Origin of the sequence: Bacillus sp. 491mf (genome assembly GCF_900112415.1) — a bacterium.
Lineage (GTDB): Bacteria > Bacillota > Bacilli > Bacillales > Bacillaceae_G > Bacillus_A.
Window position 1 is genome coordinate 51,457 of record NZ_FOLV01000003.1, and the last position, 12,185, is coordinate 63,641.

Genomic DNA, 12,185 nt, shown 5'->3' on the forward strand with positions numbered 1-12,185 from the left:
GCTGTGTTCATCACTTTTGTGGTTGCTTTTTCAATGTGTTCCTTCCTCACTAATTATGATGTCCGCTTTTGCTTAATATATGCAGAGGAAATTTTTTCTTTTAATCGTAGGTCAGTACTATGAAGGAGCTTTACTTTTTTGGTAAGATGATTACATATAGATAAATGAAGAAAGTGGTGTCATATGGAACAATTATTACGTGTGGAAAATGTTACAGGCGGATATACGAAGCGACCTGTATTACAAAATATTTCATTCTCTGTTAAGAAAGGAGAGCTTGTCGGTTTAATCGGTTTAAACGGTGCAGGAAAAAGTACAACGATCAAACATATTATCGGATTAATGGAGCCGAAACAAGGCCACATTACGATTAATGGTAAGACGTTAAAAGATGATATGACCGCATATCGCTCTAGTTTCTCGTTTATTCCAGAAACCCCAGTGCTCTATGAGGAGCTAACGTTAGAAGAGCATTTAAAGCTAACCGCAATGGCGTATGGCATTGATGAGAAAGAGTATGATAAGCGCGTAGACAAGCTGTTAAAAGAATTTCGCATGAAAAATCGTATGAAGTGGTTTCCATCTCATTTTTCAAAAGGGATGAAACAAAAAGTAATGATTATGAGTGCGTTTTTAGTTGAGCCTTCATTATATATTGTAGATGAACCGTTTGTTGGATTAGATCCGCTAGCGATTCAATCATTGCTGCAAATGATGGATCAAATGAAAAAAAGCGGTGCGGGCATTTTAATGAGTACACATATTTTAGCAACAGCAGAGCGTTATTGTGATTCCTTCATTATTCTGCATCAAGGTGAAATCCGGGCACAGGGTACTCTCAAGCAGCTGCAAAGCGAGTTTAACATGCCGGGAGCAACGCTTGATGATATTTACATAGCACTAACGAAGGAAGAAGATGCTGATGAATAGTAAAGGGTTATGGAAAGAAAGGTTTCGTTATTTTTTAAAGGAAACGCGCACATACGGTAAGTATGTATTTAATGATCATTTGAAATTTATTTTTGTGTTTATTATCGGTGCCGGTGCATTTTATTATCAAAAATGGCTACAAACATTAACACCTTCATTTCCAACCGCAGTTGTGATGGCGGTGCTGCTTGGACTTGTCTTAACCGCAGGATCAGTGCAAACGTTATTAAAAGAAGCGGATCTTGTATATTTACTTCCAGTAGAAGAAAAATTAAAAGCATATTTCGTAAAAGCATTTCAATTTACGTTTACGATCCAGTTATATATTGTAGCGATGGTAAGTGCAGCGCTTGCGCCGCTCTATTTCCAGCAGATGAAACAATCAGGACAAACATACATAATCATTGTACTTGCGATTGTGCTAAGTAAAGTTTGGAATTTATTTGTGACGTGGGAGAAGTCTTATATGACAGATGGCCGTATTCATCCTACAGACTGGCTTATCCGTTTTGTACTTAACTTTTTCCTTGTTTATTTCCTTGTTGAGCGCGCTTCAGCTTTGTATACGGGAGCAATCGCCTTTGCGATGGTCATCTATCTCGTATTTTTACAGCAAAAAGTAAAAGGAAAACCGCTGAACTGGGAATATTTAATTGCTGAAGAAGGAAAGAAAATGATGCTGCTATACCGCATCGCCAATATGTTTGTTGATGTACCGGCATTAAAAGAACGGGTCGCTCGCCGCAAATGGATGGATTTTGTACTGCAAATCGTACCCAATAAAAGTACCTATTTATTCTTATTCTTGCGCACGTTTTTACGCTCAGGAAATTACTTTGGACTGTATGTCCGCTTACTAGCAATTGGCGGTATCATTTTATCCTTCGCGCCGTTTCTTTATGTCCGTCTTCTTGTCGGTGCTGTGTTTTTATATTTAATCGGTTATCAGCTGTTAAGCTTATGGAAGCATCATCGTTTGAAATTATGGCTTGATCTATACCCTGTCCCAGAAGAAGCAAAAATGAAAGACTTTCTGACGTTATTATGTACGTTGCTGTGCGTAGGCGGCGCTATTTTCACTGTACTCTTTGCGTTTGCAACGAAAGATATGATGATGACAGGACTTGTTTTTCTTGTAAATATGTTATTTAGTGTGGGATTTGTTTATCAATACGGGGCAAAGCGCTTGAAAAAATTATCCCGCATAAACGGGCAGTAAGCTGGAGAAGACGGGGAAGCGAACTGCCCGTAAAAGCCCGATTGGGAAGTTTCACTTTATTCCGCATATAGGGAAAGGAAGAAGAGCATGACTGAATATGAACAAAAGGTCATCTTAGAGTTACAGCAGTGGAAAAGAAAAATTATTAAAAGCTCATCTGTAATGACACGTTTCTCTAAAACAGTTCAAACGAAAATGCAGCAGCTCATTCCAGAAAAAGTGCAAAATATCCTTACAGAAACGATAAAAAAGATGGTGCAAGGCATTAGTATTGGTTCGAATTTCATCAAACCGAGGCTAAAAGAAACAGATTGGTCACTGCAAAGAAGAGATGAAGAAGTGCTAAAGAAGATCGATGAGTACAAAAAGGTTGCAGCGGCAGAAGGAGCCGGAACAGGAGCAGGTGGTTTTTTACTCGGGCTTGCTGACTTCCCGCTCTTGCTTAGCATTAAAATTAAATTTTTATTTGATGCGGCAACATTGTACGGCTATGATACAAGTAAACAAGAAGAGCGCTTATTCATTCTTCACGTATTTCAGCTTGCGTTCTCAAGCGATAATCACCGAAAAGAAATATGGAAGGCGATTGAGACGTGGGATACAAATAAGGAAAATCATGTAGACTGGGAGAAGTTCCAGCAAGAATACCGCGATTATATTGACCTAGCCAAAATGCTGCAACTCGTACCTGTCATCGGTGCACCGGTAGGAGCGTATGCGAACTATCAACTTCTGCAGCGGCTTGGTGAAGTGACGATGAATTGCTATCGGCTGCGGTTATTGCAGCGGGAAGGTAAGATGTAATTTATATAAAGGACCTGACTCTCATGTCAGGTCCTTTTCGTGTACTGAACGTGTCGGACATTGCCGAGAAATCTTTAAATCGTGTCGAAGCGCCGATATATTTTAAAAAGTGGTCGATACATTGTGAAAAGCGCTGATATATTTTAAAAAGCGCCGATATATCAGTGAACATATAAGAAGGAGCCGATTCAAATGATGAGTCGGCTCCGTTTTTCTTAAGAAGTTAGGTGGGAGATAAACTGCTGGCATGCGCCCGATTGGTGAGGGCAAATAATCAGTGGGGGATGAAGAAAACCCCCACTGATTAAAGTTTCACTTTATAAGTCGCTCCTATGCATGGCCAGATGCTCTCGTCTTATACAACAACTTTCGTTCTATCATCTACTAATAGGGAGAATAACTTCAATCGTTGTTCCCTCATTCACTTCACTTTCAATCCATATCTTGCCTTGATGCATTTCAACAATTTTGTAACAAATCATTAATCCTAAACCAACCCCATCTTCTTTAATGCTATAAAAAGGTTCGCCAAGGTATGGGATACGTTCTTGCGGGATCCCGCATCCTTGATCAATAAATCGAATATTGATTTGATTATGATCAGCCAGGTCGATTTGAATGGAAATTTCTCCTCCCGTTGGCATCGATTCAATGGCATTTTTTAAAATATTAATGAATACTTGTTTTAATTGATTCCCTTCACAATGTATCATTGGAATAGTAGACATAACTTCAGTCTTCATTTGTACATTATTCATGAGTGCTTGGGGTTCAAGTAGCATGACAACTTGATTCATTAACACACTTATATCATTAGGTTGAATTTTCACTGCTTGGGGTTTGGCGATTGCCATAAATTCATTCGTAATGCTTTCAATTCGATTAATTTCGGATGATACTATATCTATATAGTGATGATTCGTTTCATTTTCCACCGTTTTTAATAATTGCATAAATCCTTTCATCGCAGTTAAAGGATTTTTAATTTCATGAGCGATTGCTGTAGATAATTGACCTACAACAGCAAGTTTTTCAGATTTTCTTAATAATTCTTCCGTCTTGATTCGTTCGGTAATATCGCGAGAAATACTTAAGAAAACCTCTTTTCCATTCAATTTGAATACACGAATACTAAACTCTGTCACGATTTTCTTTCCTGTCTGAAAAACATATTCATCTTGCAAAGTAAAGGAATCTTCCCCGTTTTTCATTTTTTCTATTAAATTTTTTAAAAGGGGAGAATCCGTAGAAACAAGATCAGAAAATGGGGTACTAACAATTTCATCTCTACTTAAATTAAACCTTTCACACCCAATCGCATTTACTTCAATCACTCGAGTGGGAGTTCGATTTTGATCCAATTCTACTACGTAGACCGCATCCGCCGCCTGTTCAAATAGGGCACGATATTTCAATTCACTTTCTTGCAGTTGTTGATATAATTGATGTCGTTCTTTTTCTGCTTGTTTTCTTTCAGAAATGTCCCTGCATATCGCAGAGAGAGCCATTATATTCCCTCTTGCATCTAGAACAGGTGAAATTGTCATGCTTATATCAATTAAATCCCCGTTTCTTCGTTGTCTAACGGTCTCTAATCGAGTAATGGCAGATTTTCCAGACAAAATATTTTGAATAATTTCTATCGATTCATTCATTAAGAAATCGGGCACACAAGGAATTTTTTTACCGATTACTTCGTGTACAGACCAATCAAATATCGTTTCATAAGCTTTATTTGCTTGTAAAATATGCCCTTCGCGATCAATGATCACAATCGCATCTATGTTGTTATCTACAAATGACTCCAGTAATTCTTTAGTCGTTTTTAATTCATCTTCTACTTTTTTTCTTTCTGTAATATCAATTGCAGAGCCAACAACTTCAATTACTTTTCCATTTCGTTTAATTGGCCGAAGTGCGATTAGCGCAATCGTTTCGTCATCTGGCCAAGGAATTTCAAATATCACTTCATCCCCCTCCCATGCTTGTACATAATACTTCAGTAATTGAGGAACAAGATGGGGAGGGATAATGGAAGGATCGATCGTACGTAAACTTTTTCCTACCACTTGTTCAGAATAAAATCCCTTTTGATAATAAAATTGTCCATCACACATCGTATGTATAAAGTGCGTATCTACTTTAATAAATTTAAAAATTCCACCTTGTAGTTCACGGACAGTATCTTTAAGTTCTTGCTTCGATCCTTTTAATTTTTGATTTGTTCTAAATAATTCTTGTGTTAAGAAATATAACTTTTGATAAGCTTCCATCAGAAAAATGCCGCTTAAAAGGCCTAAACTTATAAAAAATAAGTTTTGCATGTAAAGAATGTTAGATATTACAGCTGGAATGAAAAATTCGCCTACCAATCGAATCATAGCTATATAACAAATCAAATAAAGAAAGCTAGCTTTAAACGGATGTAAGTTTTTGAAATATGTTTTAAAGATAGTAAATAGAATGCCTATCCCTAATAAAGCAACGAGATATGGTACACAATACCCATCCATATAAGTAATACGCATGATAAAAATACTAAGTACCGTAATCCAACCGGCAGTACGACCAAAGTAAACAAACGAAAAAATGAGAGGAACAGCTCGAAGATCGTAGTAAAACCCCATGTATTTAAAAGAAAAGGTCATCAAAATAGCTGCAATAATTGCCCCATATATTTTTTCAATGAACTGGTTGGGTTTCAATATAAACACTTGGATGAATATAGTTGAACTCACTAGGAAAACAAAAATAAAAAGGTTAATGAAAAAGTCTTTGATAAACATATTGTGAACCCCCCTATATCAAACAAATTCGACAAAAAAGGGTAAAATCCTACAAATATTTTATAGAAATAGAGAGACTGTTTTTTTTAACTAAGCTGCTGCTATGCAGAATACAACATGACTGCTTCTATGCATGACCATTTGCTTGCAGTTGCCTAAAAAGAAAGAGGGTTTTTATGTTGATTATTTAATTTGTAGCTGTAATAAAGGAAAACATTCCCTTTATATATCTTGTTTTCCAATTATGTTTTTAATATGATTATAGAGTCATAGAAAAGCCGCACTAGACTAAAAATTAGAGGTGAAAGAATGCAACCATTAGAAAATGAAATTAATCCAAAGATGGTAAGAGTATGGCAAATTAGCTCGCTCATTACATCTGGAATCGGTCTTATGATTACAATTGCTTATTCTATATTTATGATTAAATTTGATTGGACAGGCTGGATATTTGGTGCACTTGTAATTGGACTTCTTACATACGCACCGCTCGGTTATCTTGTTTTTCCAAGTTTACGTCAGCGCTATTATAGTTACGAGTTAAACGAAGAAGAAATGGAAATTCAAAAAGGAATGTTTACTGTAGAGCGAGTACTTGTCCCAATGATTCGGATTCAGCATATTACAATTGAACAAGGCCCTATTATGCGTAAGTTTGATTTAGCTGAGTTGAAAATTTCAACAGCTGCAACAGCACATAGTCTTCCTGGGTTGACGATGCGCGAAGCCGAAAGGTTAAAGCGTCAAATTGCAGAACTGGCAAAGGTGAGTGATGAGGATGTATAAGCGGCAGCATCCGATTACGATTTTATTTGAGGTAAAACTAAGTAGTATTTTACCCATATTTTTTGTTTTCGTTGTGAAAGACGGTTCATTTCCGTTTTGGTATTTAATCCCGATTCTTATTATTGGTGTAGGGGGGATTTTTAACTTCATTTCATGGTACTACAAAATGTATTGGGTTGAAAATAATGTATTGCATATTAAGGAAGGCCTCTTTACAAAGAAAGAAAGCTACTTAAATAAAGATCGTGTGCAAACCATTAATACGAGCTCGAATATTTTATATCAAATATTAGGTCTCACAAAGTTAAAGATTGAAACTGCTGGTGGAGCTGACAAAGCAGAAGTACAGTTAGTAGGGATTACCCAAGAAGAAGCAAAAAGTTTAATTACCATGTTAAATAAAAATAGCGATGTGAACGATGAACCTGCATTAGAGGTTACTTCGATTGAAACAAAAGAACATAATACAGTCGCCTTTACAGTAACATGGAAAGAAATTTTACTAGCAAGTATTACGTCCGGGAAATTTGGCCTTTTATTTTCAATTCTTTTCATTTTAGCAGATAAACTTCGGGATCTTTTGCCGAATAATATCGTGAAGAAGGTTGAGAATTATGTGGAAACGTATGTATTTGAAAGCGACATAGCTGGCTGGGTATATATGTTCGTTGCTTTATTTCTATTATCGTGGATTGTTTCAACGATTCAATATGCGTTGCAGCATGCGAATTTCACTATTTCACGTAAAGGAGATGAAATTCGCATTTCACAAGGTTTGCTGGAGAAAAAAGAGCTTGTCTTAAAAACGCATCGTATTCACGGTATTAAAATAAAAGAAGGTATTCTTCGCAAGCCTTTTGGATATTGCTCTGTTCATGTAGAAGCTATTCAAAAATTTGAAGAAGGACAAACAGGCGTAACGCTCCATCCACTTATAAAAAAGAAAAAAGTACGAGAGATGCTGCACTACTTACAATTGCCATATGATATAAACAGTGAGATGACAAAATTACCAAAAACGGCAATGAGACGTCACATGTTAGATAATTTTATTTTCGCTTGTATTGTAGCAGTACCAATTATTGGTTCGAGTATTTATTTTCACAAACACTTTCTACTTGCGTTATTATTACCACTTTTCTTAGTGTCCATCTGGCTTGGCTATGCGCAGTACAAAGCAGGCGGATATCGAATTGATGACGATCAGTTAACAATGTCCTATCGCAAAATCGCAAAATATACAGTTTTTGTGAAAAGAAGACACATTCAATCTTTAAAGAAAAGTCAATCATACTTCCAGAAAAAAGATGCACTTTGTACATATGACTTCCATAATGCCTCGGCTAGTCATGAACTACAACATGTGCGGATGGAAGACGCGGAGAAGATGCAAAGTTGGTATAAGAAGAGTAATGAAAAAAACACCCTCATGTAAGGGTGTTTTTTTATGTGTATAAATTTGGTAAAATTATGGTATGAATTCCTAAAAAAGGAGCATGCCTATGGAATATGTATTAGAAACATCTCATCTTACAAAAATATATGATTCAAAAACAGTAGTTGATCATGTTTCCTTGCATTTAAAAAAAGGTGAAATTTATGGCCTGTTAGGAGAAAATGGTGCAGGCAAAACGACAACGATTCGAATGATAATGGGTCTATTAAAACCGACAAAAGGTGAAATCTACCTTTTGGGAAACAAATTCGATTTCAATAATTGTGAGGTTCTGAGAAAAATTGGCGTCATTATCGAATACCCTGGTTTTTATGGGAATTTACATGCAATAGATAATTTGCGTATTAGTAGCAATTATATGGGGGTACATGATCCGAAAGCTATTGAACGTGTGTTACATATTGTTAATTTGCAACACGCTAAGGATAAGAAAGTGAAAAATTATTCTTTAGGGATGAAACAACGTTTAGGTATAGCTCGTTCTTTACTACATAATCCGGACTTATTATTACTAGACGAACCAACAAATGGATTAGATCCTGCTGGAATTAGAGAAATACGTAATTTATTAATACAATTAGCCACAGAACATAAAAAAACAATATTAATATCTAGTCATATACTTAGTGAAGTACAGCTATTAGCGAATAGAATTGGAATCATTCACGAAGGAAAGTTGCTAAAGGAAAGTAGTATGCGAGAGTTAGAAGCAAACTTCAAAACACATGTAAGTATAAAAGTTGATAAGATTGATGAAAGTATTCATCTTTTAAAAGGCATTATAAATAATTTCGATTATCAATTAACTTCTGAACGCATTTTAGTATATAACACTGTGGAAAATACAGCTTATTTAAATAAGTGTTTAGTTAATTGTGGAATTGATGTTTTTGAAATGGTAACAATCAAACAATCGTTGGAAGACTACTATATGAGTATAACAGGTGGTGAACGATGATGCTTTCTGTACTTAAATCAGAACTAATTAAACTAAAAGGTTCAAAAATATTATACTTAGCTACCTTGCTACAACTCATTACTGTACTACTTGTATTTTTTATTTATGCTTCAAATCCTAAATATTCAATTGCTCAAACTGGATGGGATGAGTATTATCAAACGATTTATATGTTCTTTAATATTATGACTGGCACTGCCACTTTCTATATGATTACTGGATACATATTTTCTAGAGAATACCAAGAAGGTACGAATCTCATTTTATTTACAAGTCCTATTCCTAAGCTGAATTTTTATTTTGGTAAGTTGTTAATTATATTAAGTTTCATTTTATTTACAATGCTTATCATATTATTCCTTCCATTCTGCTTGGGTATGTTCATTACAGATTTACCTTTTACATTTGAATTATTCGTTAAACAACTTAAAGTAGTAGCATTAATGGCAATCATGCATTTTTGTTTAATACCAATAGCCTCTTTTTTCGCAATCAAGTGGAAAAGCTTTCTTTATGTTGTAACATTGATGTGCCTTGTTTTATTTTTTAATATTATGTTAGTAAATGCGCCCGGAAACTTTTTATATCCTTGGATTGTACCACTTATATTTAGTCCTCACCAAGGTATGGGAAGAACATTTATTAGCTATCCGCTCGGAACATTTAGCCTATGTTTTATTTTTATAGTAGGATTATTTTTGTCAATCTATGAATATAGAAAAGTTAGATAATAGGAAGCTTTTTTTATGGAGAATCATAATAAGAGAAAATTCAGATGAATATAAACGAAATAGCCAACTATATGGATATAATACGAATAATGGTGGAATTTACATTGAAGGCGTCGGAACGTTCTTTACATTTGAACGTACACCAGAGCAAAGTCGTTATAGTTTGGAAGAATTGTTCCGCGCAAAAGTATAATTAGTGGACTATCATCTGATCCTGCGAAACGTTACACAGCAGAACGAACATTATTTTCGAAATATGGACAAGGAGAAGGAAACGAAAAATGGGACTTTTATAATTATTCTTTTGCACTGCAGTCTTACTTATATACTCATCAATTTGAAACTTTCGATAAGATTCAAGATTTAATTCGTGCAAATGATGTGAAGGGTTACGATGCATATCGTGAAGCTTTAAGTAAGGATCCAAATTTAAATAAAGAATACCAAGACTATATGAAGCAGTTAATTGATAATCAGGGTACATATAATGTCCCACAAGTATCAGATGATTATTTAGCTGAACATGAGCGAAAGGAACATCAGAAGTTGATAAAAAATGAAATGCCTAACAAAATCCATTGCCCACCTAAAATTGGTGTTCATACCTTTGTATTTTTGAGGTGGAAGTCTGTTGTCGGAAAAGGTGAGAGAGTCCTAAATCTATGCGAAATTTCTTTTATGATAGTGAAAAAAGGCCACCCTCGCCAGGTACCTCTAGCAAGTGTGGCCTTTTCTATTTTTATAGCAATGAAACTATTATTTTATTACTCCTACATCATTCCAAGCTTTTTGCACAGCTCTGTATGTAGCGCTATTAACGCCATCGTAATCAGCTGCTGATTGCAATAAAGCAGCACGGGCTTTGCTGAAATCACTTGTTGGTGTGAGATACGTTGTTAAGGCACGGTAGTAGATTTTTTCTGCTTTTTCTTTACCAATAGCAGTAATTGTTAAGTATGCAGCTTTATTTGGAATACCGCTATTAGTATGTACGCCGCCATTATCGCCTTCTTCTGTTGCGGGTAAATATTGATAGTCTCTCATATGAGCAGGTTGGTCATGCTTTTCAGGATTGGATAAGCTGCGAAGTGCATCACCTTTAACTCCAGGTGTGTATACTGCTTCTCCTAAATCCCAATTGGCTGGATCAACGAAATATCCAAATACATCAGAAAAAGATTCATTTAGTGCACCGGATTGACTTATGTAGCGAAGATCAGCTGAGTATTCAGTCACCGCATGTGTTAGTTCATGGGCAACGACATCAAGAGAACCTGAAAGTGGTGCGAATTCAACACCATCGCCATCTCCATAAATCATTTGTTGACCATTCCAGTACGCATTATTATAGTTGTTTCCATAATGGACTGCAGAACGAATCGTTTTCCCGTTTCCATCAAAACTGTTGCGATTATGAACATTTTTGTAATAATCATATACTTTGCCAGCATAAACATGAGCATCAACCGCAGGAGCTTGGTCCTTATCTACCCAAGCATTATCGTTATCGAATAGATAGTAATTCTTTGGATTGTCTTCAGTGCTGTGATTTACTGTAAATGTTTCAATGACGCCACCATTCATCGGCTTTGTTGTGTCTTTTAAATAATATTTTCCGTATTGGCTGCCATATGTTGTATTCAGGTTTTTTCGATCCCCTAGTACTCCGTTGCCATAGCCTTTTTGCGAAGTATCTGCATCTGTAACAGCATTATATGAATCTACAATTGTTCCATCTTCTGCGTTTACATAGATTTTCCAGTTTGCTCCATAAGGCTTAATGAATTGTAATTGCACTTTATAAGTTAAATAATAATTCCCGTCTTTTTCATAAACAACTAAATCTGCATTTTCATTTGTAGATTTTGCGTTTTCTTTCATTTGCTCTAATGGAGCTCCATTTGTTTCTACTAATGTATCTTTTTTGGCAAGATTAATATGTTTCCATGCATTTGAAAGAGCTGCTTCTTTTGTAATCTTTGCTTTTGTATTTTCTTTTAATTGCTCTGTGGCAGCTGGATGTACGTCTCCGTTGACTGTTGTTACTTTTCCATCACGATTTGTATGAACAATGAATTTTGCACCATCAACTGGTACTTTATTAATAGATTGATTGTACACATAATGTTTCATACCTAAATCATCTGACTTTACTTCTTTCAGTGTTAAGTCAGTTTGTGGGTTGATTTTAAATAACTCTTTATTTTCTTCAAGGAACGCTTTCACTGCTTTTTCTGATTCTACTTTTTTATCGGATAATTCTCCTGAAAGAAAGGCTGGGTTTCCTTTCTCATCATTCCACGTTTTTTGAACAACTTCCATTTTATCCAAAGCTTTTTGCTGAGATGCTTGTTCTTCTGCAAAAGCATTTGAAATTGGGGCACCTAAAACCATTCCGGTTGCTAGTAATGTAACGACTGATTTCTTCATTTCTATTTCTCCTTTTAATATTCCGTATAATAAAGATGCATCTTAGTAATGAGTATACAAAAAATGTCATGGTTTTGTGGTTGTA

The 12,185-nt window shown here is 35.5% G+C and carries 9 protein-coding genes and 1 pseudogene; 8 read left to right on the plus strand and 2 right to left on the minus strand.

What is annotated here, in order from left to right; translation table 11 throughout:
* Positions 1-183: 183 nt before the first annotated feature.
* The 3 genes from BM211_RS04820 (at position 184) to BM211_RS04830 (ending at position 2,953) form a co-directional block, all read left to right on the plus strand.
* Positions 184-930, plus strand: coding sequence for an ABC transporter ATP-binding protein (locus BM211_RS04820; protein WP_035437489.1), 747 nt, complete (start codon positions 184-186; stop codon positions 928-930).
* The gene (locus BM211_RS04825) at positions 923-2,149 is read left to right on the plus strand and encodes an ABC transporter permease (protein ID WP_090995389.1); all 1,227 of its coding nucleotides are present in this window, start codon (positions 923-925) and stop codon (positions 2,147-2,149) included. The genes BM211_RS04820 and BM211_RS04825 overlap by 8 nt, the downstream gene beginning before the upstream one ends.
* Before the next feature lie 87 nt (positions 2,150-2,236).
* Entirely contained in the window at positions 2,237-2,953 is a 717-nt protein-coding gene (locus BM211_RS04830) for an EcsC family protein (RefSeq protein WP_035437486.1), read from the plus strand.
* A 377-nt stretch (positions 2,954-3,330) separates the two neighbouring features.
* Here BM211_RS04830 and BM211_RS04835 read toward each other — a convergent pair whose 3' ends face one another.
* Positions 3,331-5,739 carry a PAS domain S-box protein gene (locus BM211_RS04835; RefSeq protein ID WP_090995391.1) on the minus strand — a complete coding sequence of 803 codons (2,409 nt, stop codon included), beginning with the start codon at positions 5,737-5,739 and terminating at the stop codon, positions 3,331-3,333.
* Between the two features lie 309 nt (positions 5,740-6,048).
* On the opposite strand from BM211_RS04835, the gene BM211_RS04840 reads away from it, so the two are divergent.
* From BM211_RS04840 to BM211_RS04860, 5 genes and pseudogenes are all read left to right on the plus strand, one after another.
* Positions 6,049-6,525 carry a PH domain-containing protein gene (locus BM211_RS04840; protein WP_090995395.1) on the plus strand — a complete coding sequence of 159 codons (477 nt, stop codon included), beginning with the start codon at positions 6,049-6,051 and terminating at the stop codon, positions 6,523-6,525.
* Positions 6,518-7,960, plus strand: a complete 1,443-nt coding sequence (locus BM211_RS04845) for a PH domain-containing protein (protein ID WP_090995398.1) — start codon at positions 6,518-6,520, stop codon at positions 7,958-7,960. The genes BM211_RS04840 and BM211_RS04845 overlap by 8 nt, the downstream gene beginning before the upstream one ends.
* A gap of 67 nt (positions 7,961-8,027) precedes the next feature.
* The gene (locus tag BM211_RS04850; RefSeq protein WP_090995400.1) at positions 8,028-8,939 is read left to right on the plus strand and encodes an ATP-binding cassette domain-containing protein; all 912 of its coding nucleotides are present in this window, start codon (positions 8,028-8,030) and stop codon (positions 8,937-8,939) included.
* Positions 8,936-9,670: an ABC transporter permease gene (locus tag BM211_RS04855; RefSeq protein ID WP_090995403.1), complete on the plus strand. Its 735-nt coding sequence runs from the start codon at positions 8,936-8,938 to the stop codon at positions 9,668-9,670. Before BM211_RS04850 ends, BM211_RS04855 begins: the two co-directional genes overlap by 4 nt.
* Positions 9,671-9,692: 22 nt before the next feature.
* A pseudogene (locus tag BM211_RS04860) lies at positions 9,693-10,237 on the plus strand (collagenase); the annotation flags it as partial.
* A gap of 189 nt (positions 10,238-10,426) precedes the next feature.
* On the opposite strand, the gene BM211_RS04865 reads toward BM211_RS04860, so the two are convergent.
* The gene (locus BM211_RS04865; protein WP_090995406.1) at positions 10,427-12,100 is read right to left on the minus strand and encodes a M4 family metallopeptidase; all 1,674 of its coding nucleotides are present in this window, start codon (positions 12,098-12,100) and stop codon (positions 10,427-10,429) included.
* Between the last annotated feature and the right edge of the window lie 85 nt (positions 12,101-12,185).

Excerpts from the sequence above, each read along its gene's own strand:
- BM211_RS04855 (WP_090995403.1), top strand. The coding sequence starts at position 8,936 with ATGATGCTTTCTGTACTTAAATCAGAACTAATTAAACTAAAAGGTTCA.
- BM211_RS04850 (WP_090995400.1), top strand. The coding sequence starts at position 8,028 with ATGGAATATGTATTAGAAACATCTCATCTTACAAAAATATATGATTCA.
- BM211_RS04820 (WP_035437489.1), top strand. The coding sequence starts at position 184 with ATGGAACAATTATTACGTGTGGAAAATGTTACAGGCGGATATACGAAG.
- BM211_RS04835 (WP_090995391.1), bottom strand. The coding sequence starts at position 5,739 with ATGTTTATCAAAGACTTTTTCATTAACCTTTTTATTTTTGTTTTCCTA.
- BM211_RS04845 (WP_090995398.1), top strand. The coding sequence starts at position 6,518 with ATGTATAAGCGGCAGCATCCGATTACGATTTTATTTGAGGTAAAACTA.
- BM211_RS04865 (WP_090995406.1), bottom strand. The coding sequence starts at position 12,100 with ATGAAGAAATCAGTCGTTACATTACTAGCAACCGGAATGGTTTTAGGT.
- BM211_RS04830 (WP_035437486.1), top strand. The coding sequence starts at position 2,237 with ATGACTGAATATGAACAAAAGGTCATCTTAGAGTTACAGCAGTGGAAA.
- BM211_RS04840 (WP_090995395.1), top strand. The coding sequence starts at position 6,049 with ATGCAACCATTAGAAAATGAAATTAATCCAAAGATGGTAAGAGTATGG.
- BM211_RS04825 (WP_090995389.1), top strand. The coding sequence starts at position 923 with ATGAATAGTAAAGGGTTATGGAAAGAAAGGTTTCGTTATTTTTTAAAG.